Here is a 25,739-nt window from a genome sequence, read left to right on the forward strand (position 1 = left end):
AAAAGCTTGCGTGAAGCTGCCGCTTGCCGGCAGCCGTCCGGCGCTACTGGCGCAGAACCTGCGCAAGCTCGCCGAATGCGTCGACGCTCGGCGGCATGCCGGGGTCCTGCCGCAGGGCGTCGTAGATGCGCGGCACCAGGGTCACCGCCTGGTCGAGTGCCGCATCCGAACCGGTCTGGTAGCCGCCCATCAGGCGCAGGTCGCGCGTGTCCTCGAAGCGGGCGATCATGCCCTTGAGGCGCAGCGCCAGCTCCTTCTGGTCCCCCGACCAGATCTGGTCGGCGAGGCGCGAGATGGAGGCGAGCACGTTGACCGCCGGATAGCGGCCCTGGTCGGCGATCGCGCGGTCGAGCACGATGTGGCCGTCGAGCGTGCCGCGGATGTTGTCGGCCACCGGGTCGTTGTGGTCGTCGCCGTCGACGAGCACGGAGAAGACGCCCGTGATGGTACCGCTGCCCTCCTCGCCCGGGCCTGCCCGCTCCAGGAGCTTCGGCAGGTCGCTGAAGACGCTCGGCGCATAGCCGCGCGCGACGGCAGGCTCGCCGGCCGAGAGCGCGACGTCGCGCGCCGCATGGGCGAAGCGGGTGACGGAATCGACGATGAGCAGGACGGATTCGCCCCGATCGCGGAAATATTCGGCGATGCTGAGCGCCGTGCGCGGCGCGAGGCGCCGCATCATCGGGCTCTCGTCACCCGTCGAGACGACGGTGATCGCCCGCTCCCGGCTCGCGGCGAGCGGACCCTCCAGGAACTCGCGCACCTCGCGGCCGCGCTCGCCGACGAGGGCGACGACCACCGTATCGAAGCCGCTGGCACGGGCCAGCATGGACAGGAGCGTCGACTTGCCGACGCCGGAACCGGCGAAGATGCCGATGCGCTGGCCCTCGCAGATGGGCAGGAAGAGGTCGATGACGCGCACCCCGGTGCGCAGCGGCTTCGTCACGCGCCCGCGCGTCATCGCCGAGGGCGGCGGCGCATCGGCCGGCATGGCGCGCTCGCCGGCGCCGAGCGGCCCGAGCCCGTCCACCGCCTTGCCGAGGGCGTTGATCACGCGCCCCTTCCAGCTCTCGTGCGGGCGCAGGGCCATGGTGCCGAGGCGATAGGCGCGCGCGCCGATGCCGATATCGACATAACCGTCGAACGGCTTCACGGTCGCGCCGCCGTCGTCGATGCGCACGACTTCGCCGGCGTGCTCGCGCCCGTTAGCACACAATGCGACGCGATCGCCGAGCTTGAGAAAGCGGGAGAGACCGGCGACGCGGTAGTAGGTGGGCGTTACCTCCCGCACCACGCCGCCAATGCGCACGCTCGGCAGTTCCTGTGCCCCGGCCGTGACGACGGCGGCCAGTCGCTCGAGCGTGTCCATGGCCGGCTCAGGTCGACGGGCCGAGGCTGCGGATCGCCTCGCGCAGCGAGGATTCGCCGTCATTCACCGCCGTCGAGGCATTGTCGAAGGCGCGCGAGACGGCGATGAGCTTCGTCATCTCCATGATGGGATTGACGTTCGATTCCTCGACATAGCCCTGCACGACGCCATGAGCGACGAAATCCTGGACCGGCGCGACGCCCGTCCGCGCGATAATGCCCGACGCCTCGAAGCGCTCGAGATCGGCGCCCGGCGCGATGGTGAAGAGGCCGATCGCGCCGATCTGCTGCCCGTTCTGGCTCAGCGTGCCGTCGCGGCCAATGGTCGGCGGGCCGGCATCGGCCTCGATCATGATCGGCGCGCCGGCGACATCGAGCACCGGATAGCCGGTCACGGTCCGCAGCATGCCGTCGTTGCCTATCTGCAGGCGCCCGTCGCGGCTGTGCACGATGCCGGCCGGCGTCGTGATGGCGAACCACGCCTCCCCGTCGATGGCGAGATCGAGCGGATTGTCCGTCTTGGTGATGCCGCCGGCCCGGCGGGAGATGAAGTTCTCGCCGCTCGTGGCGAAGGCGACGGAGTCCCGCGCCGTGCGCGACAGGACGGTCTCGAACTTCACCTCGTCGGCTCGGTAGCCGGCCGTCGACATGTTGGCAACGTTCTGGGCGATGGTGTTCAGCCGACGCTCCAGCGCGACCTGCGCCGAAAGCCCGACATAGAGCGCAGCTTGCATCTTACAGTCCCGTCTTGATCTTCTGCAGGCTCATGAGCAGGTCGACCCCCATCCCCGCCGTCTGCCCGCTGTTGCCGAACAGCGTGAGCACCGGTGCCGAGACGGTGAGCGGCGTATTGACGGCGTCGTAGACCGCCGCATACCGCTGCAGGAACTTGTCGAGCTTCTCGGGATCCTTGAAATCCTCGAAGTTGATCTTGGCCTCGATCATCTTGGCCTGGACCTCGATGTCGGCCGCCGCCGCCTCTTGAGGAATGCCGAGCGCGGTCTGGACCACTGCGAGCAGCGCCCTGTCGGCCAGGATGCCGTAAACGGACTTCAGCTCCGGCGCCTTGCGCGCGAAGTAGAGCGCGAGGCGGACGCCCTCGTTCTGCGCCCCCGCATCCTCCTCGAGCTGCTGGCGGACGTAGCGCTCGACGGTGCCCTCGCGGGTCGAGGAGAAGACCGTCGTCGTCGCGCCGTAGCGCGCGAAGTTGAAGGTCTTGGTGAATTCAACGAAGCGCTTGTCGGCCAGCCTGTTGGCGAAGCTCTTGCTGTCGTCCACGCCTTCCGTCAGCACCTTGCGCATATAGGCCTTGGCATAGATCATGTCTTCCAGGCCGAAAGCCTTCATGGCGAACGAATAGAGCCGATGATCGCCGAGGAAGTCGTCGATCGACTTCACGTTCTGGATGTTCTCCAGATAATATTTGCTGTCACGCGAGACCAGCGGCGCCGACGCCGTACGCTCCAGCGAGCGCGACAGGTCCTTGGTGAGCATCTGATAGCTGACGAGGGTCGACATCATGGCGGCAGCCTCCTGCGAGGAGGTTGGACCCGCTAGCTTGCCCGAGCCTGACCTGTCCCTGCCCCACGCCCTTTCAGCCCCGCGCAAGCCTCGCGCGATAGAAAACGGCCATCACCGCCCAGCGGGAGGACTGGCAATCACCACGCCGGCAAGCGGAGGAGATCGGACTTGAGTTTCTTCATCGGCCTGATCATCGCCATCGGCTCGATGCTCGGCGGTTTCATGGCGCTCGGCGGCAAGGTGTCCGTCATCTGGCAGCCGTTCGAATTCGTCATCATCGGCGGCATCGCGCTCGGCATCTTCATCATCGCCAACCCCATGTCCACCGTGAAGGACACCGGCAAGGCGATCAAGGAAGCGATCGTCGGCGACGTGCCCAAGCGCGACGACTATCTCGCCATCCTGGGCCTCCTCTTCAACCTGCTTCGCGAGCTGCGCAGCAAGGCCCGCAACGAGGTCGAGGCGCACATCGACGATCCGCACAACTCGCCGATCTTCAACAATTTCCCGCGCGTGCTGAAGAACCAGGAGCTGACGAACTTCGTCTGCGACTACGTGCGCCTGCTCATCATCGGCAACGCCCGTCCGCACGAGATCGAGTCCCTCATGGACGAGGAGCTCGTCACCATGCGCCGGCACAAGCTCAAGCCCTACAATTCGCTCACCGTGGTGTCCGAGGCGCTGCCCGCGCTCGGCATCGTGGCGGCGGTGCTCGGCATCGTCAAAGCCATGGGCGCTATCGACCAGTCGCCCGCCATCCTCGGCGGCCTCATCGGCGCCGCGCTCATCGGCACCTTCATCGGCATCTTCACGTCCTATGCCGTGCTCACGCCGCTCGCGCAGAAGATCAAGCTGACGCGCGAGAAGCAGGCCCGCATCTACGTCATCGTCAAGCAGACGCTGCTCGCCTACATGAACGGCGCCCTGCCGCAGATCGCCCTGGAGCACGGCCGCAAGGCCATCTCCGCGCCCGAGCGGCCGACCATCGACGAGGTGGAGAACGAGACCGTCATCGGCCGCAACGATGCGCCCGCCGCGGAGGCTGCCTGATCCATGGACAACAGCATGAGCCAGGCCGTCAGCAACGACATTCGCGACAGGCTTCTCGACGCGGCGGGCCTGTCGCTCGACCGGCTGCCGATGCTGCATGTGATCTTCGATCGCATGGCCACATACTGCGCCGACAACCTGCGTCACCTCTCGGCCTCGCCGTCCTATTTCTCGCTCTCGACCATCGAGAGCGGCCGCGTCAGCGACATCCTCGAGATCTACGAGGCGAACGCCGTCGCCGGCGTGTTCAACGTGCCTGAGTGGGACAGCGAGATCCTCGTCGGCTTCGACCGCGACTTCGTCTTCACCATGGTCGAGGTGCTGCTCGGGGCCGACGGCACGGAGCCGCCCGTCGACGACGAGCGCGGCTTCACCAATATCGAGATGCGCATCTCCATGGCCATCTTCGAGCAGGTGGGCAAGGCGCTGCAGGCCTCGTTCTCGATGGTGTCGGACGCGCGCTTCAAATTCGAGCGCCTCGAGACGCGCATGGACTTCGCGGTGATCGGCCGGCGCAACAACCTCGCCGTCGTCTCCAAGTTCCTGCTGCAGGCCCTCAACCGCGGCGGCGAGATGTTCGTCATCATCCCGCAGTCGGCCCTGAACCCCATGCGCCAGACGCTGGCGCGCGTGCTCTCCGGCGACAATTCCACGCGCGATCCGCGCTGGACGGAGCAGATCCGCAGCGAGGTGAGCCGCACCGAGGTCAAGCTCCGGGCCGTGCTCGAGGAGCGGGAGATGGCGCTCGGCGACATCGCCGATCTCAAGATCGGGCAGGTCATCGAACTGCAGGCGACGCCGCGCAGCCGGGTCAAGCTCGAAGGCAACGACCAGCCGCTCTTCTGGTGCCGCCTCGGTCAATCCGACGGGTCCTACATGCTGCGCGTGGAGGATTACATCGATCAGGAGCAGGAGTTTATCGATGACGTCCTCTCTCGTTGACTACGTCCTTCTCGCCGCGCTCGCCCTGACGAGCGTCTGCGTGCTGGCGACGTACCTCAAGCTGCGTCATTTCGACCGCAACCACTACGACTACAAGCGCACGCTCGACGAGACGGCGGACGCGCTGAAGGCTGCCGGCAATTCCATGGGCAGCTTCACCGCCGACGGCCAGAAGACGCTCGTCGAGCTCGCCCTGCGCATCGACGATGCCCGCAAGACGCTCGCCAGCCTCGACGCAGGCATCGCCACGGCGCGCGACACCCTGGCGAGCCTGGAGAAGGCCGCCCAGCACCAGGCCGGCAGCGGGCGCGTCGCCCTGCGGCTCGTCGGCGACGACACGACGGCGTGACGCCCTGAAACGGCTCGAGACGAGGAAGTGATCGAATGAACCAGAAGTCGGACGACGACTTTGACGGGCTCGGCGAGCCCGCCTCCCACGACGAGGCCCTGTTCGCCCAGGGCACCGAGCCGCGCAAGGCGACGGGCAAGGACGAGCCGCTCGGCGGCCCGCGCAACCTCGACACCATCCTGCGCATCCCGGTCGTCATGCAGGTGGTCCTCGGCTCGGCGACGATGCCGGTCGCGAACCTCATGAAGCTCGGCCGCGGCGCCATCGTGCCGCTCGACCACCGCGTCGGCGAGCCGGTCGACGTCGTCGTCAACGGCCGTGTCATCGCCCGCGGCGAGGTGGTCGTGGTCGAAGACGACAATTCCCGCTTCGGCGTGTCGCTGACCGAGATCGTCGGCCCGCCCGGATCCGAGCTCGGCAGCTGATGGCGGCGACGGCAATCCCCTCGAAGGCGGCACCGCAACCGATCGTGCCGCGCGGGACGCTGACGCGCGGCATCGAGAAGGTGGCGGCGCTGCTGCTCGCCATGGAGAAGCCGACCGCCGGCCGGCTGCTCACGCATTTCACGTCCGAGGAGATCAAGGAGATCACGCGCACGGCGGCCGAGCTCGGCCCCATTCCCGCGCCGCAGATCGAGGCCCTGGTCGAGGAATTCGCCGCTCAGTTCGCCACCGGCAAGAACCTCTTCGGCACGGCGAGCGAGGTGGAGAAACTGCTGCAGGGCGTCCTGCCGCCCGAGCAGATCGCCGAGATCATGTCGGGCCTGATGGGCAACTCCAACCGCTCGATCTGGGACCGCATCTCGAACGTCTCCGAGAACGTGCTCGCGAGCTACCTCCTCAAGGAACACCCGCAGACGGCGGCGCTCATCCTCTCCAAGGTCAAGCCCGCCTGCGCAGCCAAGGCCATGGGCCAGCTGCCGCAGGACATGCGCAACGACATCATGCGCCGCATGCTGACCTTCAAGCCCATCGTCGACGAGACGATGCGCATCATCGAGCGCACCATCCACGAAGATTTCATGCTGAACTTCTCGCGCAACGCGGGCGCGGACACGCACGCCAAGATGGCCGACATCATCAACAAGATGGAGCGCGACCATATGGAGGACGTGCTGAACTCGCTCAGCGCCACGCGGCCGAAGTCGGCGGAGATCCTCAAGGGCCTGCTGTTCACCTTCGACGACATCGTCAACCTCACGCCGGCGGCGCGCACGCTGCTGTTCGACCAGATCCCCAACGACAGGATCGTGCTGGCGCTCAAGGGCACGGACCAGTCCTTCCGGGAGATCATCCTGTCCGCGCTCGCCTCGCGCGTGCGCCGCATGGTGGAGCACGAGCTCAACGGCCGCGAGCCGGCTGCCCAGCGCGACGTTCTCGAAGCGCGGCGCTCCATCACGGACCTGGCGCTCGAGCTCGCCGGGCGGGGCGAGATCGACCTCAACCCCGAAGGAGACGACGACGCCTTCATTCGCTGAGCCGGCCACGCGGGCGCCGCGGGCGGGGGAGCACGGCCGGACGGTTCCGGCCGGCGGAGCGAGTGAGGGTGCCGCCAGGCGCGCGCCATGGCCGAGCAGCCCGATCAGGACAGCAAGACCGAAGAGCCGACCGAGAAGAAGGTCCGCGACGCGCTCGACAAGGGCAATGTGCCCTATTCGCGCGAGACGTCGATCTTCGCCTCGCTCGGCGCGATCCTGATCGCCTTCTCCTTCCTGACGCGGGACAACGGGGCACGGCTCAGCGACCGGCTGACGCGCCTCGTCGACACGCCCGGCGGGTTCTCTCTGGCGACCGGCCATGACGCATCCGTTCTGATGCAGGCCGTCGTCTGGGACGCGGGCCAGTTCGTTCTGCCCATCATCGTCGTCATCGCCATCGCGGGCACCTGCGCGTCCCTTTTCCAGAACGCCCCGCGCGTCGTTGGCGAGCGCATCCAGCCCAAATGGCAGCGCATCTCGCCGAAGGCCGGCTTCAAACGCATCTTCGGCAAGCAAGGATTTGTTGAATTTTTCAAATCCTTGTTCAAGTTCACAGTCGTCGGCCTGGCCTGCCTCATCCTGCTGGGCTCGGAGCAATCACGGGCGATAAATGCCATGTTCACCGATCCGAGCCTCCTGCCGGAAACACTGCTGACCATAGCTCTCCGGCTCGTCTCGGCCGTCTGCGTCGCCACCATCCTGCTCGTCGCCGCCGATCTCGTGTGGGCACGCCTGCGCTGGCACCGCGAGCTGCGCATGACGCGCCAGGAGGTGAAGGACGAGTTCAAGCAGGCCGAGGGTGATCCGCTCATCAAGTCGCGCATGCGCTCCATGGCGCTCGACCAGTCGCGCAAGCGCATGATGGCCTCGGTGCCGATGGCGACCGTGGTCATCACCAACCCGACCCATTTCGCCGTCGCCCTGCGCTACGTGCGCGAGGAAGGGGGCGCGCCCCTCGTCGTCGCCAAGGGCCAGGACCTCATCGCCCTCAGGATCCGCGAGATCGCGACCCAGCACGACATCCCGATCATCGAGGACAAGCCGCTCGCCCGCGCCCTCTACGACGCCGCGGAAGTCGACCGCATGATCCCGCCCGAGTTCTTCAAGGCCGTCGCGCAGGTGCTCTACTACGTCTACACCCGCGAAGGCGGCAGCGGCGCCCAACCGCGCCCGCACAGCATGGACCGCCCCCTGCTGAAGTAAGCCGCCAGGCTCGTTCACAGAAACCCGATCCACCGCCCCGCCACGACGGCCCCCATCCAGGTGACGAGCGACAGCGCCGCCGGGAGCCGCACGCCGGCATGAACCGGCCCGCCCGCCGCGGCCGCCTGCCAGGAGCTCCGGCGGCGCAGCAGCAGCGCGTTGGCGACGCCGAAGGCGACGAGGCCGAGCTTCGTCAGGAAGGCCGGGTTCGCGACATATTCCGCCGGCCGCACCGAGAACAGGAGCCCGCCCGTCAGCACGGCGAGCACGACGCCGGCCGCAGCGATACGCGCGAGGAAGGGCGCCAGCACCGCGAGCGGATGGCGCCGGAAGAGGCCGAGCAGCCGCAGGTCGAGCGGCACGATGGCGCCGATGATGAGCCCGATCGAGACGATATGCGCCGCGTTGACGAGGAGATAGGCGAGGCTCGAGCGCCGCAGCAGCGCCGCGCCCGGCCAGGCGGCGAGTGCCTGCAGCGCCTCGTTGAAGAGGTCGCTCAATTGGTTTTGATGCGTTCGGGATAGATGTCGTAGGTCTTGCCGCCGACGGTGATCCGCACGGCCTTCATCCGCTTCTCGCTAGCGTCCTGCGAGCGGTTGCCGATGGCGACGATCTCGTCGCCGACCTTGGCCGAGCCTTCGACGAAGCCCGCCCGCTCCGTCTGGCGCGGATTGCCGAGCTCGACGCGCCACACGCCGTCGGAGGCCGTCTCCACGTCGAGCGTCGGGTGCGGCGGGCCGATATAGATGTCGCGGATTGTGCCCTTGAGCTCGATCTGGTCCGCATCCGCCCATGACCAGCCGTGATGGGCTGCGGCGCCGGACAGGACCGGGAGGGCGAGCATCGATGCGATGAGGACGCGCACCATCAGGATACGCGCGAAGGATCCGGCAGACGGCTGCGGGCCCATGGTGCACTCCCCTCCCACCGGTTGCGATGGCCGCAAACGGTAGGGAGGGCACGGCAGCCGGTCAACGACCGGCCGATCAAATCTGGGAGATGCGCATGTCAGCCGAGGTGCTATAGTGCTTCGATCTTAGGAAACGATATTCCAGTGGCTAGATTGGAACTTTGTCCGGATTTCTACCAGGAAAAGCTAGGCAAGTATTTAGTGACATGACTCCTAGCAATGCAGGAGAACACTTCTGCCGTATGCTGAAAATTTCTAATGTATCCCTCGATATCTAGATCTGTGACAATTGCATTCATATCCCCATGAGCGATCTGGTTTCGTCTCGACACAATCGCGTCAATTTCATTCTTATATGTAATTCTAGGCTCGACAGCGTGGAATTCGTCCCAACAATTCGCTACACCAACCGTCTTAAATAACTCTCTTATTTCCGATGTACCAGGATTACCAAATTTGTCGGTATGGAGCCCTGGATCAAGTTGACCTGAGACATGTATCGCACTGTCGTCGAAAAGAGGCGATTCAGCCGCAGCCCGAACGAGTTGCCAGCGCCGTCCATGGTCCTGTGTCGACCAACGTGTGGGTTCTCCCAGCACTTGCCGAATCCGAATTTCCTCCGGCATAGATCTAGGGTTTTCAATCCCAGGATCAATTGCATCTACAATGTCCTCAACGAGGTCCTCGAAATACCCTTCCATATGACTCGATAATAAAACCAGAGCACCCCTGAGCAACGCAGGTTCTTCTTTCGGAAAGTTTCGAGCTCCCCGTGCACGCCGGGATCTGCAAATTCCCACAAGACAGCTGATCTCGCTTAATCGGCTATTCAACCGCACCAGAGAGGGGGCTTGCATGTGCGGGCTTTCCGAATGAAATTACGGGACACTCAATGCCGCGGTCGTTAAGAGCCGCAGCCCATTTCGCAAGCCTCATGTTGAGACGCGCTGTATCACGTGTCGCTCGGCTGATGGCATCAATAAACTCCGGATCGTTGCATACAACCCGATACGCTTCGCGGATCACAGCTTGGCTCTTCAACAAAAGAGATGAATCTATTCTTGCGAACGAAAGCATTAATGCATCGAATATGGCACTATTAACTTGATTTTCCGGCTGCCCCTTAGGATCAATCCGCCGGAAGGCCTCGTCACCGAATACATCAAACACCTTCTGAATGGTCTGCTCAAAAGCCAGGCGATGGGATTGAATCAAAATTCCATCAAATGTCCGCCCGCTGTCAAGATAATTATCCAAATGACGAGTAAATCGACCGCGAAATTCCTCAGCGCCAAAATGAAATGCAAGAAAACGAAGAATCAACTCAGCATCCCGCATTCTCTTGTCGGGCGTATCCGCCTTTCTAATTCGGAGAAATACGGGATTATTACACAGATCTATTACAGCATCATTCAAGGCGCCACGATACGTTGAGTTTCTTAGCTCCTGACGATTCAGGCTCACCGTGGCAGTGTTCAGGCGCTCGAACACGTCAAATCGAATGTCTGGATGCGACTCCTTTAATATAACTATGCATCTGATGGTCCTGGATCGAATTAATCTCTGATCCGCCGGAGGCAACTGATGGAAGCGTTTTTGATTGAGATCCGGGCGAACCTTGAGTCCGCGGAGCGGGAACTGATTATCAATAAACCTAAAAATAGCTGTTAAACGCTGCTGGCCGTCAACAACAGCATACGCCCCATCCTCGATCTCCGCAAAATAGCAGACTGGAATTGGCACATTTAATATCAGCGATTCGATCAACCGACTCGACTTAATATCGTTCCAAACACGCCTGCGCTGAAACTGATCCTGAAGAACGATAGAACCATCATTTATCTGAGAGTTTATCGAGCTCACAATAAAGTCAAACGGGTTCGTCTGAAGTTTTCGGTCGCGCGGAGGCACACCATTGTCAAAGAGCGGAATGTCCTCTTCGGGTTCATCCTCAATTGCAGTATCATTCTGAAGATCAGTTTGAGCTTCGATGTCCTGCTCGTCTGACATATGTCCCTCAAATGATGCTGATAACATAAGGTATGAAGGCCTCCGAGGAAGCCTTCTTAGTAAGCATAGGCTACTATCCGGATCCTGCAACGTCCAATTAGCAGACTTGGTTTTACGAGCACGACAGGCGCGTGTTTGTCAGAAGAAGGACCGCACCAGCCCGCCGATAAGCATGTTCCAGCCGTCGATGAGGATGAAGAACAGCACCTTGAACGGCAGGGCGATCACCGTCGGCGGCATCATCATCATGCCCATGGACATGACGAGCGTCGCGACGATCATGTCGATGACGAGGAAGGGCAGGAGGATGAGGAAGCCCATCTCGAAGCCGCGGCGCAGCTCCGAGATCATGAAGGCCGGGATGACGATGCGCAGGTCGATCGCCTCGCCCTCGGCGCGCGGCGCGAAGGAGCCGGCGGCGAGGTCGTCGAAGAGCTGCAGGTCCTTCTCGCGCACGTGACGCAGCATGAACTCGCGGAAGGGCGCCGAGACCTTCTGGTAGGCCTCCTCGTGCGAGATCTGGTTCTCGGTGAGGGGCTTGAGGCCGTCCTCCCAGGCTTTGTCGAAGGTCGGCGCCATGACGTAGAAGGTCATGAACAGCGCGAGCGAGATCATCACGATATTCGCCGGCGTGCTCTGCAGGCCGAGGCCCGAGCGCAGGAACGACAGGGCGATGACGAAGCGGGTGAAGCTCGTCACCATGATGAGCAGCCCCGGCGCCAGCGACAGCACCGTGAGCAGCACGATCATCTGCACGATGCGGCCGGTCATCGCGCCCTCGCCGCCCGGCAGGAGCTGGCCGAGGTCCGGCAGCTGGTTGTTGGCCTGGGCGAAGGCGGCACCCGCCATCAGGGCGACGATCGGCAGGGCGAGCCCTGCGGCGAGGAGCGGTCGACAACGCAACTTCATGGACCGGGTACCCTTCACTGCACGATCATCGTCTCGATGAGCAGCTCGCGCACGCGCCCGTCGGCGCGCACCCGGGCCCGCTCGTTGAGGTCTTCGCGCAGATGCTGCAGACCGCTCGGCCCCTCGATCTGGGCCAGTGTCAGCGTCTTCACATAGGCCATCATGTCCTGGCGGATCTCGCCGCTCATGACGTCCGGATTCTCGATGGTGCCGTTGTCGAAGATGATGGAGGTCTCGAGGCGCACCCACACGTCGGCCGGCTCGGAGAGGTTCGCCACCACCGGCTCGAGCGTCTTGATGACGGTGTTGCCGGAATATTTGAGGGGCCGCGACGCGCTCTGCGCCGCTTCCTTCTCCGCATTGGCGAGGCGCTTGACGGTATTGGCGAGGTGGATGCCCGACAGGCTGCCGACGCCGAGCGCGATCAGCGTCAGCATGACGAGCGCGGGGAACCAGCGCTCGCCGCCGCCCCCCTCCTTCTTCCGCTTCTTCATCAACGGCGCCCGCGCCATGTGCCTGCCTCTCGCCTGCCTGCCGCGTCAGAACGGCACGATGAGATCGTAGATCTGGTGCCCCAGCGCCGGCTGCTGCACCTCCATGCTGCGCCCGCGCCCGCCATAGGCGACCCGCGCCTCGGCGATCTTGTCGTAGGCGATGGTGTTGTGACGCGAGATGTCGGACGGCCGCACGATGCCGGCGATGTTGAGGACGCGCAGCTCGTAGTTGACGCGCACCTCCTGCGAGCCGCTGATGAGCAGGTTGCCGTTCGGCAGCACCTCCGTCACCACCGCGGCCACCGTGAGCCGCAGCTTCTCGGAGCGGTCGATCTGGCCCTTGCCCTTGGTGTTCGAGCGCGAATTGATGGCGAGGTTGCCGAAGATCGAGTCGCTCGTGGTGCTGTTGCCGTAGCCGAGGTCGAGGCCGAAGTTGACGTTCGAGTTGCGCGAGCGGTCGCTCTCGTTGTCGAACTGGGCCTTGTCGTCCATCAGGATGGTGACGGTGATGACATCGCCGACCTGGCGCGCGCGCGGGTCGGCGAAGAGGTCGCGCGTGCGGCCGGACCACAGCGAATGATAGCTGCCCGGCCGCTTGTAGGCGGCATAGGCCGTCGTCGGCAGCGGCTCGCGCTGCACGTTGAGGCCGTAGCCCACCGGCGTCATATTGGGCTCGCGCCCGATCTCGTCCACCTTGACGGCGCAGCCGCCGGCGAAGAGCGCGAGGAGAACGGCGAAAGTGCCGCAAACGGTCGTCTTCATCACGATTTCTCCGCCGCCCGCTCGCGCGGTGCGCTGTCGATGAGCGTGCCCGTGAGCTGGGCGGCACGCCCCGGCTCCATCTCGTTCAGGATGGCGCTGGAGATGCGCGGGTTGAGCCTGGCGATGATGGCGGCCGCCTTTTCGTCCTTGAGGCTGGCGAGTTGCTGGGCGGCGGCGTCCGGCCGCATGCGGCTGAAGATGGCGACGAGCCCCTCGTCCGCCTGCTTCAGGAATTCGTTGCGCCGGCGCAGCCATTCCTCGTATTCGGCGCGCTTCTTCTCCAGCTGGACGATGCGCTGCTCGATGTCCTTCTCGAGCGAGGAGAGCGTCTGCATCTGCCAGGCGAAGCGGGCGTCCGCCGCCGCGTCCGCCACATTGGCGCAATAGGGATTGGCACGGGCTGCCTCGGCCTGGGCACGCGCCGTCTGCACCGCATCCTGGGCCGCGGCTGCACCGCCGAAGCCGGCAATCGCAACCGCAACGGTGATCGTGGCGAACATGCGCATGATCAGCGACCTTTCTGCCCTGCCGCACGGGTTGACCATGTCTTCCCGCATCCTCTTTCCGCCTGTCCCTTCGCGCCGCACGCGGGCCTCACTGCACGACGAGGTCGGCCTGCAGGGCGCCCGACGTCTTGATGGCCTGCAGGATGGAGATGATGTCGCTCGGCTTCAGGCCGACCTGGTTGAGGCCGCGCACCAGCGTCTGCAGGTTGGAGCCCTCGATGATGCCGACGCGTCCCGTCTGCTCGCGCGCCTGGATCTCGGTGCGCGGCACGACCACCGTCGCCCCCTCCGCGAACGGCTCCGGCTGCGAGACCATGGGCGTTTCCGTGACCCGGACCGTCAGGTTGCCGTGGGTGACGGCGACGGTCGAGATCTGCACGTCGGCCCCGATGACGACGGTCCCCGTGCGCTGGTCGATGACGACGCGCGCCGGCGTATCCGGCGCCACCCGCAGCTCGCCGATCTCGGCGATGAAGCGCGCCGGGTTGATGTTGGCCGGCCGCTCCAGGACGACACTGCGGAAATCGCGCTCGCCGGCGACACGGCGGCCGAAGCGGCGCATGGAATAGGCGTTGATCGCGTCGGCGATGCTCGCCGCCGTCCGGAAATCCGGATTGTGCAGCTCGAGCACGAGCCGCCCGATGTCGCGCAGCCCGCCGGGCACCGTCCGCTCGACGAGCGCGCCGTTCGGGATGCGCCCGGCCGTCGGCACGCCCTGGGTCAGCGTCTCCGCCTCGCCCTGGGCGGAGAAGCCGGACACGGCGATCGGCCCCTGGGCGACGGCATAGACCTGGGCGTCGCCACCCGTCAGCGGCGTCACGAGCAGCGTGCCGCCGCGCAGCGACGTCGCATCGCCCATGGAGGACACGGTGACGTCGATGCGCGAGCCGACACCGGCGAAAGCCGGGATGTTGGCCGTCACCATCACCGCCGCGACGTTGCGCGTGCGCAGGTTGCTGCCGCGCACGTTGACGCCCATGTAGTCGAGCATCGACTGCAGCGACTGCTCGGTGAAGGGCGAGTTGCGCAAGGTGTCGCCCGTGCCGGACAGGCCCATGACGAGGCCGTAGCCGATGAGCTGATTGTCGCGCACGCCCTGGATGCTGGCGATGTCCTTGATGCGCGTCGCGGCCGGCGCCGGCCCGGCAAGGGTCAGCGCACCGGCGAGACAGGCCGCGATGGCGAGCACGAGCCGCTTCATGGCATGCCCACCCGGATCGACCCGTCCGGCTGCACGATGCCCGAGACGATGAGCCCGCTGTCGACGTTGCGCACGCGAATGAACTCGCCGGCGCCTGCCGACTGCAGGGGCGTCGCGAGCGCGGTGATGACGAGCCCCTCCGCCTCGAAGACGAGACGCGCGGCAACGCCGCGCTTGACGATCTCGGGCTCGCTCACCGCGTTGTAGGGGATCGGGTTGCCTGGCAGGAGCACGCGCCGGGCGCTCTTGCCGATCACCTGCCGGGCGTCCTCCACCGTGGCGAAGCGCGCCGTGTAGCCGGGCGGGAAGGCCCGTTCGGTCAGCATGCTCTCGGTGATGACGTCGCCCGGGCGGATGGTCGCCGCCGGCACCGGCAGCATGTCGGCCAGCGCAAGGGCCGGCGCGAACGCCGCCAGCACGGCGGCGAGGCCGGCCAGGAGCCTGGTCTGGCCGAACATGCGCGATGCCGTGCCGGTTGCCATGGTTTTCAGGAGCCCGATCAACGGATGCCCTTGGAGACGGTGGCCGCCATCTCGTCCGCGGCCTGGATGACCTTCGAGTTCATCTCGTAGGCGCGCTGGGCGCTGATGAGCTCGGTGATCTCCTTGACCGGATCGACGTTGGAGGCCTCGAGATAGCCCTGCAGGATCCTGCCGTAGCCCGGATCGCCGGCGACGCCGAGGACGGCGTCGCCCGAGGCGGTCGTCTCGCGGTAGAGGTTGTCGCCGAGCGGCTCGAGGCCCGCGTCATTGGCGAAATTCGCCATGACGAGCTGGCCGAGCTCCTGCGGCGCGTCCTCGCCCGCCACCTTGGCGAAGACCTGGCCGGTGGCGTTGACCGAGACCTCGATGGTGTTTTCCGGCACCACGATGTTCGGCTGGACGAGGTAGCCCTCGATGGTGACGAGCTGCCTGTCGGCATTCTTGTTGAAGGAGCCGGCCCGCGTGTAGAGCAGTTCGCCATCCGGCCCCGTGACCTGGAACCAGCCGCGGCCGTTGATGGCGAGGTCGAACTCGTTCGTCGTCTGGGTCAGCGGCCCCTGCCGGTGCACGTAGCGGATGGCCGCCGCCCGCACGCCGAGGCCGAGCGTCGCCCCTTCCGGGATCGGCGCCGTATCGGCGACGTTCGGAATGCCCTGCATCCGCTCGACCTGGTAGAGCAGGTCGGCGAATTCGGCGCGCGCCCGCTTGTAGGCCGTCGTGTTGATGTTGGCGATGTTGTTGGCGATGACCTCAACATTGGTCTGCTGGGCGTTCATGCCCGTCGCCGCGATGGCGAGTGCTCTCATCGGATCCTCCTCAGATCGCCATCCGGCTGATTTCCTGGTACGCCGAGACGACCTTGTCGCGGATCGCGATGGCCGTCTGCAGCGTCTGTTCGGCCGACATCACGGCCTGCACGACCTGCTGGACCGAGGCCTGGCCCTGGATGCCGGAGAGAGCCGTCGCCTCGCCGGTGCGCATGGTCTCCACCGCCTGGCCGGCGACCTGGGCCAGGATCTCGCTGAAGTTCGTCGTCTGGCGCACGGTCGCGGCGGCGTTCACCGCCTGCATCGCCGAGAGCCGCGCCTGGGAGATCGATTGCGTGCCGCCGAGGTTCGACGTCAGGGACGAGATCTGGTCAATCATGAGGAGCTTCTCAGCAGGTCGATCGTCATGGAGATCATCGAGCGCGCCTGCTTGATCATCTGCAGGTTCGCCTCGTACGAGCGATTGGCCTCGCGCATGTCGGCCATTTCGATCAGCATGTTGACGTTGGGATATTTGACGTAGCCGTCCGCATCGGCGGCCGGGTTGCCCGGCTCGTACTGGACGCGGAACGGCGCCTTGTCCTTGCCGACCCGGTCGACCTTGACGGTCGCGGCGCCGAGGGCACGGTCGAGCTCGCCCTTGAAGGTGACGGTCTTGCGCGCGTAGGGGTCGGCCCCGGCAGCCGAGCCGGTCGACTGCGCGTTGGCGATGTTCTCGGAGACGATGCGCAGGCGCACCGACTGGGCCTCGAGCCCCGCGGCGGAAAGGCGGGCGGAAGCCTGTAGCGGGTCGATCATCAGGATCCCTTCACGCTCATCAGGTACATGCGGTGGAAGGACCGCACGATGTTCGTGTTCAGCGAATAGCCGCGGTTGATCTCGGAAGCCTTGAGCATCTCCTGCTCGACGCTGACGCTGTTGCCCGAGTGCACGACCTCCCAGCTGTCGCCCTTGCCGACCTTCGTCGTCTTGGCGCCCGCCTCGTCGATGCTGATGTGCCGCGCGTTGGTGGCGGCGAGCGTCAGGCGCGTCTTGTCCATGACCTCGTCGAAGGGCACGACGTCCCGCGCCTTGTAGCCGGGGGTGTTGACGTTGGAGATGTTGCCCGAAACCGTCGACTGCCGGACCGAAAGCCAGTCGGCTTGGCGGGCCGCGACCTTGAAAAGATAGACAGGGTCCAACAGAACGCCTCCTACTGTCGAATGCCGAGGCGTTTATAGGTCGTTAACCTTGCACGAAGCTGTCTGGGGTCTTCCCCGAGGCTCAGCCGCAGAAGCTGCGGGCGTTCGGCGTCCACGCGCCGAAGCCGACGGCGACGAGGTTGGCGATGACACGGCAGACGTAGCGCTTCTGCGCCGCGTCGTTGTTCGGCCCCGCGTGATAGCGCGCCACCGCCATCGTCCAGGTTCCCTCGCGCTCTTTCAGCTCCTTGAGGAAGCGGGCCGCATATTCCACGTTGCGACGTGGATCGAGCATGCTTTCGAGCGAGGGGAAGCGATCGCTGTGGTAGTGATGGTTGATCTGCATGCAGCCGAGGTCGATCAGCTTGATGCCGTCACGGCGCGCTTCGTGGAAGCGGCGCACGGCCGCCCGCGCGTCCGGCGCGAAATAGGCCGTGCCGTGGATGTTCATGGCATAGGGCTGCATGGAGCCGCGCCGGCCGGTTTCCGTCAAGCCGACGGCATAGAGCACGCCGACCGGCACCCCGTACTTGGCGGCGGCCCGGGTGATCTCGCCTTCGCAGACGGAGCCGCCGCTGGCGGAAGCCCCCGCGCCGGCGCTGCTAGAGATAGATGCCGCCGCCGCTATCGCGATCAGAAGCCCGGCCCGCATGGCCATCGCCTTCTCCCTCACGCCGTGACCCGCGGGCCTGCTCCTCGCCCTGCGACGAGGACGCACCGCGCCCGCCACCGGAAGCCTCGCCATGGAACGCCTGCTGGCCGGCCGCCGACTGCTGGCCGCCGCCCTGCAGCGACTGGCCCGAGCCGGCATCGGCCGAGCTGATCTGGAGCGTCATCACCTCGGGCCGGTATCCAGCCGCGCGCAGAACGTTGGTCAGCGCCTCGCTGTCGTTCTGCAGCATCTGCACGGTGCGCGCGTCGCTGGCACGCATGTGCACCTCGATGCCGTCGCCGACGAGCCGCATGCGCACGCTCACGCTGCCGAGATCGGCCGGATGCAGCTGGATGTGCAGGACCCGGACCGGCCCAGCCGCCTGCTGTCCCGGCTGGGCCTGATGCGCCGCCGCCGTCGCCGCACCGGATTGCGCATTGCTGGACGACAGGCTGCGGACCTCGCCGGCGAGCCGCTCGCCGAGCCGCTGCAGGGTGGGAGCCGGCAGCCCCTCCCCTTGCCCGGCCCCGGTTCCGGTGTTCTGCACCTCGATCTTCGCGGCGCGCAGCGAAGCGGTTTCAGCCACCGGCACGGCCTGGCGCCGGCCCTCGCGCAGGCTGGCCGGCGGCGAGCTTTCGACGCGCCCCTTCAGCCGCGGCAGCGCCTCCTCGACCGGCTCGCCCTCGCCTGCCTGCGGCTTCACCGTGCCGACGGGCTCGAAATGTGTCTCGCGCCCGACCACCGTCATCTTCGGCAGGGGGCGCTCCTTGGGCTGTGGCGCGATATCGACGCCGAAGCCCTGCTTGGTGTCGGCAAGCTGCTTCGCCGTGGCGGAGCGCTCGTCGACGTCGGCCTCCGGCTCGACGCCCGCCGCACCCTCGGGCTCCGCGCCGGCCTGTTTCGCCGGGGCCCGTTCCGCCGCCTGCAGGGCCGCTCCCTCGGCGACTGAGCGGGCCTGCCGTGCGGCCGCCTCGGCGCCGTCGCCCGCCTTTCCTTCTGCACCGTCCGGCGGCACATCGGCACCGTCGCCTTCGGCCGGGCGCGGATCGGGGGAAGCCGCGTCGTCGGCGGCGCCCGCCGCTTCCCCGAGCCGCTCCACCAGCGCTCGCAGCGTTCGCGCGGGCATGGCCTCGGCGCGGCCATCCTCCCGCGCCGCCGGGCCGCGCGCTCCCGCGCCCTGCACCTTCTCGAGGAGGGCGCGGAACGCATCTCCATCCTGCTTGCCGTGCGCCTCGCCCTTGGCGCCGTCGGCCGCCACGTCGCGCTGGGCCGGCATGCGCAGGAAAGACGGATCGAGCATCGTCATTCTTTGCCTCCCTGGACTCCCTCGAGCAGGGCGTCAACCGCCCCTATGAGCTCCTGCGCCCGTGTGATCGTAGGCGTCGGCTGCTGTACGACGGATGTTGGAACGGGCGCCGGTCGTGCCGGCTCCTCCGCCTGCACCGCCGGTCGAGGACCGGCGGGAGGCGATGCCGTGCGTTGCGGTGCCGGAGCCGAAGCGGGCCGCCCTCTCGGCGCCGGTCCGGGCGCCGCAGCGCCGGCCGCCGGCGCGGCCCTCTCGCCGATGCGGGCCTGCCCGGGCTTCGCCTTCGGATCGGCTTTCGCCTGCGGCGCTGGTGCGATCGGCTCGTCGGGCTCCGCCGCCTCCGGCAGGGCGGCCGGCCACTGCCGGATATGCCGGGCCAGCCCCTGCGCGATGTCGAGCAGCTCGACGTCGGCCGCCGACAGGCGCGTCCGGTCGATGCGACGCAGCTCCGCGCGCGCTTCGTCATAGCCGGCTTCCGTCACGATCATCGCCGCGGCCTGGTAGAGGCGCGCCCGCTCGGCCGGCTCCTCGCCGGGAGGCGAGAGTGCCAGCGCCTGCTGGGCCGTATGGATCGCCGCCTCGATGCGGCCCTCGTAGACCGATGCGCGCGAAACGAGCAGGTAGAGGTCGCGCCGGGTCGCGGGGTCGAGGCTCGAGAGCATCCCGTCGAGACGGCCGAACCGTTCCCGATCCTTCGTGAAGTCGAGGCGCGTCAGGGCCGCGGCGAAGCGCTGCTGGAAATTGCCGGCATAGACCGAATGCCGGTAGCGGCGCATGTAGCGCTCCGCCAGCATCTCGAAACGATCGAGGTCGCCGAGTTGGCTGGCGACGAAGATCTCGCGGCGCATGGCCGCCTCCTCCACCAGCGTCCCCGGCATCAGCAGACGGGCGACGGCCAGCATCTCCATGGCCTCGGCCGGCTTGTCGCGCACGAGCAGCGCCGCCTTGACGAGGGCGATCTGCCCGCCGAGCCCCGGCGCCAGGCCACGCGGCGCCACCGGCTGGAGCAGGCTGCGCGCCTCGTCCTCCCGCCCCTCGACATAGGCGAGCGCGCCGAGGAGCAGCCGCTCGTCCACATTGGGCCGCAGCTCGAAGCCGAGGAGATGACGGATGACGCTCGGCTGGCCGCCGCTCAGCAGGTAGACGACGGCGGCGCGCGCGTTCCGCGGCTCCTGCCAGACCGTGGCCGGCGCCGCCATGAAACGCTCCTCGATCAGCTTGAGCAGCGCACGCTGACCCGTATGAGCCGCCGTCGAGCCTGCCGCGATCTGATCCTGCATGCGCTGCAGCGTACGCACGAGCTCGTACGGCTGCGCCTCCACCTCCTCGCCCACGGCCGGTACGACCACGGCAAGCGCGATGAAGCCGGCAAGAACGGTTGCGGCCAGCGCCCTCACGGGCTCTCCTCCTTGAGGAGGATCTCGATGCGCCGGTTCTCCGCCGCATTCGGATCATCGGGAACCTTGAGAAGACGGTCCGCGTGACCCTCCACCCGCTCGACCCGGCTGTCCGACAACCCGCCACGCACCAGCATGTAGACGGCCATGTGCGCGCGCGCCGTCGACAGGCGCCAGTTGTCGTAATCCGCCGAGCGGAAGGGGCGGCCATCGGTATGCCCGCGCACGACGACCTTGCCCGGACGCTTCGACAGCGTCTCGGCGATGCGTTGCATGATGCGGACCACCTGCGGCTGCGGCTCGGCCGAGCCGATGGCGAACATGCTGAAATTGGCCTCGTCGGTGAGGCTGATCAGCGTGCCCTCGCCCGACTTCTCGATCTGCAGATGGGGCACGGCCGCCCCCTCGCCGGAGAAGGCCGCCTGCAGCTCCTGCCGAAGGGCCGCCAGTTCGTCGCCGGCCTCGGCAACCGCAGCGGCCTTTTCACCGGCCGCGCTCTCGCTCGTCGCGGCCGGGACACCCGCCGCATCGCGCGCCAGCGCGTCCGGCTTGGCCGCTTTCGGCGTCTCGTTCACGGTGCGCGGCTCACCAGGGGTTTCCTCGCGCGCCGGCCCGAGCGGCACCGTTCGCCAGTAGGTCGGATCGAAGGGATCGCGATGGGCCTCCCCGCCGGTGATGCCGATCTCCGCCGTCTCGCCCATGACAAGGTCGACGCTCGTCGGCACCGGCTTCGGATCATTGGTCGCGGCCGCCTCGGACGCGAGCTGCGCCAGGATGGCGTAGGGGTCCTGGAAGAGGGCGCTGTCCTTGTACTTGGCCTGGGGTGCCTGCGCGCTGCGGTTGGCCGTGCCCTCCCCGGCGCTCTGCCCCTGCTCCCGGGCCTGGCGGCCGTCGTTGTTGCCCGCGCCCGGCCCCTGGCCGGGCTGCACGTTGAGCGGCTGGCCCTGGTTGTCGGGCTCGCCCGAGGGGTGGCCGACCGTCGGGTCGCGCAGCCCCTTCCGGTCCGTGACGCTGTCGGCGAGCTTGAGCGGGTTGAAGTATTTCGCAACCTCGCTGCGCGTCGTCTGGTCGGTCACGTTGATCAGCCACATGACGAGGAAGAAGGCCATCATCGCCGTCATGAAGTCGGCATGGGCGATCTTCCACACGCCGCCGTGGTGGGCTTCCTCTTCGTCGAGCTGGCGCCGGACGAGGATGATTTCGGAAGGGGTCTTGTCGTTCATGACGCGTCCTGCCCAACGGCTGTCGCAAGCTCGGCCGCCCAGTCGGCGAGCCGCGTTTCGATGACCGTGTCGTCGGCGACGACACGCACGTCCGGCCCGGACCCGGCCACGAAGCGGACGGAGGCCGCGAGATCGCCGAGGTGGCTGCCGAGTGCCGCGGCGAGGTCGTCCGACGCGCTGATCTCGATCAGCTCGTGGCGCGTCGTCTCTGCCAGCGTGCGCACGGCATCGGCGAGCGCGGCGAGCGAGCGCTGGCGCTGGGCCTGCTCCAGGAACGGCGTCAGCGTCCGCGCAAGGGCGGCGGAAAGCCGCGACTGCATGGCGTCGAAGGCGGTATGGATCGTCCCGGCAAGGGCCTCCCCCTCCGTTCGCGCCCATTCCGCCCGCGCGGCGGCCAGCTGCTCCTGGAACTGCTCGCGCTCCACGCGCAGCTTGTCCTCCCAGGCGGCCTCGGCGGCGGCCCAGCCTTCGTTGCGTCCCTTGTCGAGCGCCTGGGCGATCATGACCTCCGTGTCACGCGTCGGCGGCTGCACGAAGGGCGGAGGCCCGGCACGCCGGGGCGCCGGCTGTGGCAGCCGGCGCTCCTCCGCGTCGAAATCGATGAGAAAGCTGACCAGGGGCGGTCGCGGCATCAGGCGGCATCCTCCTGATACAGCCACTGCTTGAGGATGGCCGCCGCCTGTTCCTCACTGAACTCGACCATCTGCTCCAGGCGCCGCTGCGGCGACTGGTTCATGCGGATGGTCAGCTCCTCGATGAGATTTGCGCCTTCGGCCGGGCCGGCGAGCTGCGGCACCTCCGCCCCCGGCGGCAGGGCCGGGTCGCCTGCCGCTGCGGCCACCTGCGTCTCCTCGGCCGGCGGGCGGGCGAGGATGGCGGTGACGGCCGGCCTCAGGCCGAACCAGATGACGAGCAGCGCGACGACGAGAATGGTCGCGGCATTGATGAAGTTGCCGGACTGGCGCACCAGGAGCTCGCCGATGCCGATGGGCGGGACAGGCTCGAGATTGCGCGAATCGGCGATGAAGCTGACGGACGACACCTTGACCTGGTCGCCCCGGTCCGTGACCGTCCCCGCCGCCGATGCGACCAGCTGCTCGATCTCGCGGATCTGCTGGTCGACGGCCGCGTCGTTCGCCCCCTCGCCGGCGAGGGACGCGAGGCGCTCGCGGTTGACCAGCACCGCGATCGACAGCCGCTCGACGCGGTAGCCGTCCCGCACGGTCTCCACGGTCTTGCTGGAGATCTCGTAGTTCGTGACCTCCTCGCGCCGCTGGTTGTCCTCGCTCGACACCTCGCCGCCGTTGGCCTGCACCTGCTCGTTGGGCAGGTTCTGCTGCACGGTCGCCGGGTTCTGGTTGTTGCTGTTCTGCGAGACCTCGGTCTCGCGGATGGTGCGGATCGACCGCTCCACCCGCGACTCGGGATCGTAGATCGTCTCGTTGGTGCGCGTGCGGTCCGTGTTGAGGCGGGCGGCGACGCTGACCTCGAAATTGCTGAGGCCGAGATAGGGAACGAGGGTCTTGCGGATGTTGTCCTGGATCTCGAGGCTGACGGTGCGCTCGAGATTGGCCATCCGCCCCGTCGCGGCGCTGGCCGCGTCGTCGCCGGCAAGCACCAGCGTGCCGTCGGTGTTGAGCACCGTCACCCTGTCGATCTGCATGCCCGGAATGGCGGCTGCGACGAGGTGGCGGATGGCGCGCGCCGGCGTGACGCTGTCGGCCGTCTCCGTGCGGATGACGACGGAGGCGGAGGCGGGCTGCTCCTCGCGCCGGAAGGAGCCGCGGTCCGGCAGCACGATGTGCACGCGCGCGGCCTTGATGCCGCTCATCGTCTGGATGGTGCGCGCCAGTTCCCCCTCGAGCGCGCGCACGCGCGTCACCTCCTGCATGAAGGAGGTGAGGCCGAGCGAACCGAGGTCGTTGAACAGCTCATAGCCGGAGTTGGCGCTCTGCGGCAGGCCCTTCTCGGCGAGCAGCATGCGCGCGCGGGCCGTGTTGCCGTAGTTGACGAGCACCGACGTGCCGTCGGCGCTGACGTCGAAGGGGATGCCGGCGTCCTTGAGGACGGCGCCCATGCGCGACACGTCCTCGCGCGTCAGGCCCGTGTAGAGCGGCTCCTGCTGCGGCCGGCTGAGATAATAGGCGCCGAGGCCGACGACGAGGAAGACGGCAAGGCCGATGAAGCCGAGCGCGATCAGACGCCGCGTCCCCAGTTCCCGGATGTTGGCCCAGAGCTGTTCGGCCTGTGCACGAGAGGTCATGAACTGCTTCTTGCTCCTGCCAAAAGTGCTCTTGTCGCCCTTGCCGCGCGGACCGCTGCGGCTTTGGGCGAGAGGCGAATGCCCCGCATCCCACCGCGACGCTGCAGCGCACAACGCCGCATTGTGGTGCCGCAGTCTCCCCCGCGAACCTTGTCCGGAGGTTGCAAAGAAAAAGGCCGCGCCCGGCGGGCGCGGCCTTTCGCATTCGGCAAAGCGTCAGTATTAGCCGCGGAAGAGCGACAGGACGTTCTGCATGGAGGAGTTGGCGATCGAGAGCGCCTGAATGCCGAGCTGCTGCTGCACCTGCAGCGCCTGCAGCTTGGTGGATTCCTCTTCCATGTTGGCGTCGACCAGCTGGCCGATGCCGCGCGTGATGGCGTCCGACAGCGCGTTGACGAAGTCGTTCTGGATGTCGACGCGGTTCTTGATCGAGCCGAGGTAGGACGCAGCGTCCGTCAGCTCCTGCAGGGCATCGTCGACAGCCTGGGTCAGACCTTCGAGGTCGGCGAGGTCGTTGGCCTCGTTCGTCACGCCGGAGATGTCGAAGTCGGAGACCGACGTGCCGGTGATGTTGCCGCCCGCCGAGAAGCCGGCGCTGCGGTCGAGGTCGAAGATGCCGAGGTTACCGTTCGCATCGAACAGGTGCATCTTGGAGATGTCGATGTCGATCTTGTCGATCGTCACGACACCACCGGCGCGCGAGAACGAGGCGACAACGGCGCGGATGTTGTTGTAGTCGGCAGCGCTCGAGTCGACGTCGAGCCAGTTTTCGCCGTTGAACACCGCCGACGAGGCAGAGGCCTTGAGCTGGTTCTGCAGGTCCGAGATCTCGGTCTGCACCTTGGCGCGGTCGACACCGGCGTCACGGGCAGCGACGAGCTTCTTCTTGATCTCGGTGACGATTTCCTTCGTCGTGTCGAGCGCGGTGTACATCGTGTCGATGGTCGCGGCGCCGAGACCGATGGCGTCCTTCACGGCCGAGAGGGCGGCGTTGTCGGACTTCATGGTGGTGGCGATCGACCAGTAGGCGGCGTTGTCCGACGCCGTCGACACGCGCAGGCCCGTCGAGATGCGGTTCTGCGTGCCGGCGAGGTTCTTGTTGGTGGCCGTCAGCGTCTGCAGGGCAGTCATCGCCGAGGCATTGGTCAGCAAGCTGGACATGGCTTTCGTCCCTTCACAGTAGGATGTGGATTGTTTCAAAGGGACATGCCGGGCTCACACCGGCATAGCGAAGCGGCTTCATGCCTTTGAGGGGCGCCGCGGCACAGCGCAGCCTCAATCCGCTATAGGTGAGCCGAGATTAGAAGGGCAAGCTTGTGCGAGGCTTGCGTGGTGGCGGGTGCCGGCACTGCGGGACACAGGGAGCCGATCATCCCTGCCACCCTACATACAAACATCCAGCCTATGACAGCACTGAGCCAGCTATATGTCGTCATGGCCGGGCTTGTCCCGGCCATCCACGCCCCCCAACGTTGCCCGACGGTTCAAGGCGTGGATGCCCGCGACGAGCGCGGGCATGACGCCGGGAACCGCCGTTCAGGTATCTTGGCTGGGAGTGCAGCACACCCTGCCTATTCGTCTTGGCCGGGCTTGTCCCGGCCATCCACGCCCTCCAACGTTGCTCGAGGTTCCAGGGCGTGGATGCCCGCGGCAAGCGCGGGCATGACGCCGGAAACCGCCGTTCAGGTATCTTGGCTGGGAGTGCAGCACACCCTGCCTATTCGTCTTGGCCGGGCTTGTCCCGGCCATCCACGCCCTCCAACGTTGCT

30 protein-coding genes are annotated in these 25,739 nt (G+C 66.7%); 6 read left to right on the forward strand and 24 right to left on the reverse strand.

The window, feature by feature from the left end:
* Positions 1-43: 43 nt before the first annotated feature.
* From fliI to GGR16_RS23940, 3 genes are read right to left on the reverse strand one after another with little or no spacing between them, the layout of a single operon-like run.
* Positions 44-1,366, reverse strand: coding sequence for a flagellar protein export ATPase FliI (fliI, locus tag GGR16_RS23930; protein ID WP_019402921.1), 1,323 nt, complete (start codon positions 1,364-1,366; stop codon positions 44-46).
* 7 nt (positions 1,367-1,373) lie between these two features.
* Positions 1,374-2,099: a flagellar basal-body rod protein FlgF gene (gene flgF / locus GGR16_RS23935; protein ID WP_019402922.1), complete on the reverse strand. Its 726-nt coding sequence runs from the start codon at positions 2,097-2,099 to the stop codon at positions 1,374-1,376.
* Position 2,100: 1 nt separating this feature from the next.
* The gene (locus tag GGR16_RS23940; RefSeq protein WP_019402923.1) at positions 2,101-2,886 is read right to left on the reverse strand and encodes a DUF1217 domain-containing protein; all 786 of its coding nucleotides are present in this window, start codon (positions 2,884-2,886) and stop codon (positions 2,101-2,103) included.
* A 168-nt stretch (positions 2,887-3,054) separates the two neighbouring features.
* Between GGR16_RS23940 and motA the strand changes: the two genes are divergently transcribed.
* The 6 genes from motA to flhB all read left to right on the forward strand — a co-directional run bounded on the left by motA (position 3,055) and on the right by flhB (position 7,907).
* The gene (gene motA / locus GGR16_RS23945; RefSeq protein ID WP_019402924.1) at positions 3,055-3,936 is read left to right on the forward strand and encodes a flagellar motor stator protein MotA; all 882 of its coding nucleotides are present in this window, start codon (positions 3,055-3,057) and stop codon (positions 3,934-3,936) included.
* Between the two features lie 3 nt (positions 3,937-3,939).
* Entirely contained in the window at positions 3,940-4,878 is a 939-nt protein-coding gene (locus tag GGR16_RS23950; RefSeq protein ID WP_019402925.1) for a flagellar motor switch protein FliM, read from the forward strand.
* Complete coding sequence (locus tag GGR16_RS23955) at positions 4,859-5,227, forward strand: hypothetical protein (protein ID WP_019402926.1); 369 nt, start codon at positions 4,859-4,861, stop codon at positions 5,225-5,227. The genes GGR16_RS23950 and GGR16_RS23955 overlap by 20 nt, the downstream gene beginning before the upstream one ends.
* Positions 5,228-5,262: 35 nt before the next feature.
* Complete coding sequence (gene fliN / locus GGR16_RS23960; protein WP_019402927.1) at positions 5,263-5,652, forward strand: flagellar motor switch protein FliN; 390 nt, start codon at positions 5,263-5,265, stop codon at positions 5,650-5,652.
* The gene (locus GGR16_RS23965) at positions 5,652-6,704 is read left to right on the forward strand and encodes a flagellar motor switch protein FliG (protein ID WP_019402928.1); all 1,053 of its coding nucleotides are present in this window, start codon (positions 5,652-5,654) and stop codon (positions 6,702-6,704) included. The genes fliN and GGR16_RS23965 overlap by 1 nt, the downstream gene beginning before the upstream one ends.
* Positions 6,705-6,791: 87 nt before the next feature.
* On the forward strand, positions 6,792-7,907 hold the full coding sequence (gene flhB, locus GGR16_RS23970) for a flagellar biosynthesis protein FlhB (RefSeq protein ID WP_183318618.1): 1,116 nt from the start codon (positions 6,792-6,794) through the stop codon (positions 7,905-7,907).
* Between the two features lie 14 nt (positions 7,908-7,921).
* Here the strand turns inward: flhB and GGR16_RS23975 are convergent, their stop codons facing one another.
* The 21 genes from GGR16_RS23975 to GGR16_RS24075 all read right to left on the reverse strand — a co-directional run bounded on the left by GGR16_RS23975 (position 7,922) and on the right by GGR16_RS24075 (position 25,131).
* Positions 7,922-8,407: a DUF2214 domain-containing protein gene (locus GGR16_RS23975; protein ID WP_183318619.1), complete on the reverse strand. Its 486-nt coding sequence runs from the start codon at positions 8,405-8,407 to the stop codon at positions 7,922-7,924.
* Complete coding sequence (locus GGR16_RS23980; protein ID WP_183318653.1) at positions 8,404-8,775, reverse strand: DUF6152 family protein; 372 nt, start codon at positions 8,773-8,775, stop codon at positions 8,404-8,406. The genes GGR16_RS23975 and GGR16_RS23980 overlap by 4 nt, the downstream gene beginning before the upstream one ends.
* 215 nt (positions 8,776-8,990) lie before the next feature.
* Complete coding sequence (locus GGR16_RS26615) at positions 8,991-9,674, reverse strand: HEPN domain-containing protein (protein WP_183318621.1); 684 nt, start codon at positions 9,672-9,674, stop codon at positions 8,991-8,993.
* Positions 9,643-10,827, reverse strand: a complete 1,185-nt coding sequence (locus GGR16_RS23990; protein WP_183318623.1) for a DUF262 domain-containing protein — start codon at positions 10,825-10,827, stop codon at positions 9,643-9,645. Before GGR16_RS23990 ends, GGR16_RS26615 begins: the two co-directional genes overlap by 32 nt.
* A 138-nt stretch (positions 10,828-10,965) precedes the next feature.
* Positions 10,966-11,736: a flagellar type III secretion system pore protein FliP gene (gene fliP / locus GGR16_RS23995; protein ID WP_425486601.1), complete on the reverse strand. Its 771-nt coding sequence runs from the start codon at positions 11,734-11,736 to the stop codon at positions 10,966-10,968.
* 14 nt (positions 11,737-11,750) lie between these two features.
* Complete coding sequence (locus tag GGR16_RS24000) at positions 11,751-12,230, reverse strand: flagellar basal body-associated FliL family protein (RefSeq protein ID WP_019402933.1); 480 nt, start codon at positions 12,228-12,230, stop codon at positions 11,751-11,753.
* A gap of 45 nt (positions 12,231-12,275) precedes the next feature.
* Complete coding sequence (gene flgH, locus GGR16_RS24005; protein ID WP_019402934.1) at positions 12,276-12,992, reverse strand: flagellar basal body L-ring protein FlgH; 717 nt, start codon at positions 12,990-12,992, stop codon at positions 12,276-12,278.
* Positions 12,992-13,498, reverse strand: coding sequence for a MotE family protein (locus GGR16_RS24010; protein WP_246373281.1), 507 nt, complete (start codon positions 13,496-13,498; stop codon positions 12,992-12,994). Before GGR16_RS24010 ends, flgH begins: the two co-directional genes overlap by 1 nt.
* 88 nt (positions 13,499-13,586) lie before the next feature.
* Positions 13,587-14,699 carry a flagellar basal body P-ring protein FlgI gene (gene flgI / locus GGR16_RS24015; protein ID WP_019402936.1) on the reverse strand — a complete coding sequence of 371 codons (1,113 nt, stop codon included), beginning with the start codon at positions 14,697-14,699 and terminating at the stop codon, positions 13,587-13,589.
* The gene (flgA, locus tag GGR16_RS24020) at positions 14,696-15,181 is read right to left on the reverse strand and encodes a flagellar basal body P-ring formation chaperone FlgA (protein ID WP_040404804.1); all 486 of its coding nucleotides are present in this window, start codon (positions 15,179-15,181) and stop codon (positions 14,696-14,698) included. Before flgA ends, flgI begins: the two co-directional genes overlap by 4 nt.
* A gap of 17 nt (positions 15,182-15,198) precedes the next feature.
* Entirely contained in the window at positions 15,199-15,987 is a 789-nt protein-coding gene (gene flgG, locus GGR16_RS24025; protein WP_183318625.1) for a flagellar basal-body rod protein FlgG, read from the reverse strand.
* A gap of 10 nt (positions 15,988-15,997) precedes the next feature.
* Complete coding sequence (gene fliE / locus GGR16_RS24030; RefSeq protein ID WP_019402939.1) at positions 15,998-16,327, reverse strand: flagellar hook-basal body complex protein FliE; 330 nt, start codon at positions 16,325-16,327, stop codon at positions 15,998-16,000.
* Entirely contained in the window at positions 16,324-16,746 is a 423-nt protein-coding gene (gene flgC, locus GGR16_RS24035) for a flagellar basal body rod protein FlgC (RefSeq protein ID WP_019402940.1), read from the reverse strand. Before flgC ends, fliE begins: the two co-directional genes overlap by 4 nt.
* Entirely contained in the window at positions 16,746-17,129 is a 384-nt protein-coding gene (gene flgB / locus GGR16_RS24040; protein ID WP_019402941.1) for a flagellar basal body rod protein FlgB, read from the reverse strand. The genes flgC and flgB overlap by 1 nt, the downstream gene beginning before the upstream one ends.
* 82 nt (positions 17,130-17,211) lie before the next feature.
* A complete protein-coding gene (locus GGR16_RS24045; RefSeq protein ID WP_026015267.1) occupies positions 17,212-17,781 on the reverse strand; it encodes a transglycosylase SLT domain-containing protein in 570 nt (189 codons plus the stop codon).
* Entirely contained in the window at positions 17,732-19,087 is a 1,356-nt protein-coding gene (fliK, locus tag GGR16_RS24050; protein WP_183318627.1) for a flagellar hook-length control protein FliK, read from the reverse strand. The genes GGR16_RS24045 and fliK overlap by 50 nt, the downstream gene beginning before the upstream one ends.
* Positions 19,084-20,484 (reverse strand): chemotaxis protein MotC, encoded by a 1,401-nt coding sequence (locus tag GGR16_RS24055; protein ID WP_183318629.1) that lies wholly within the window; start codon positions 20,482-20,484, stop codon positions 19,084-19,086. Before GGR16_RS24055 ends, fliK begins: the two co-directional genes overlap by 4 nt.
* Positions 20,481-21,707 carry a flagellar motor protein MotB gene (locus tag GGR16_RS24060; protein WP_183318631.1) on the reverse strand — a complete coding sequence of 409 codons (1,227 nt, stop codon included), beginning with the start codon at positions 21,705-21,707 and terminating at the stop codon, positions 20,481-20,483. The genes GGR16_RS24055 and GGR16_RS24060 overlap by 4 nt, the downstream gene beginning before the upstream one ends.
* A complete protein-coding gene (locus tag GGR16_RS24065) occupies positions 21,704-22,339 on the reverse strand; it encodes a hypothetical protein (RefSeq protein WP_183318633.1) in 636 nt (211 codons plus the stop codon). Before GGR16_RS24065 ends, GGR16_RS24060 begins: the two co-directional genes overlap by 4 nt.
* Complete coding sequence (gene fliF / locus GGR16_RS24070; RefSeq protein ID WP_183318635.1) at positions 22,339-23,970, reverse strand: flagellar basal-body MS-ring/collar protein FliF; 1,632 nt, start codon at positions 23,968-23,970, stop codon at positions 22,339-22,341. The genes GGR16_RS24065 and fliF overlap by 1 nt, the downstream gene beginning before the upstream one ends.
* A 222-nt stretch (positions 23,971-24,192) precedes the next feature.
* The gene (locus tag GGR16_RS24075) at positions 24,193-25,131 is read right to left on the reverse strand and encodes a flagellin N-terminal helical domain-containing protein (RefSeq protein WP_183318637.1); all 939 of its coding nucleotides are present in this window, start codon (positions 25,129-25,131) and stop codon (positions 24,193-24,195) included.
* Positions 25,132-25,739: the final 608 nt, after the last annotated feature.

The organism is Chelatococcus caeni, assembly GCF_014196925.1.
Taxonomy (GTDB): Bacteria; Pseudomonadota; Alphaproteobacteria; order Rhizobiales; family Beijerinckiaceae; genus Chelatococcus_A; species Chelatococcus_A caeni.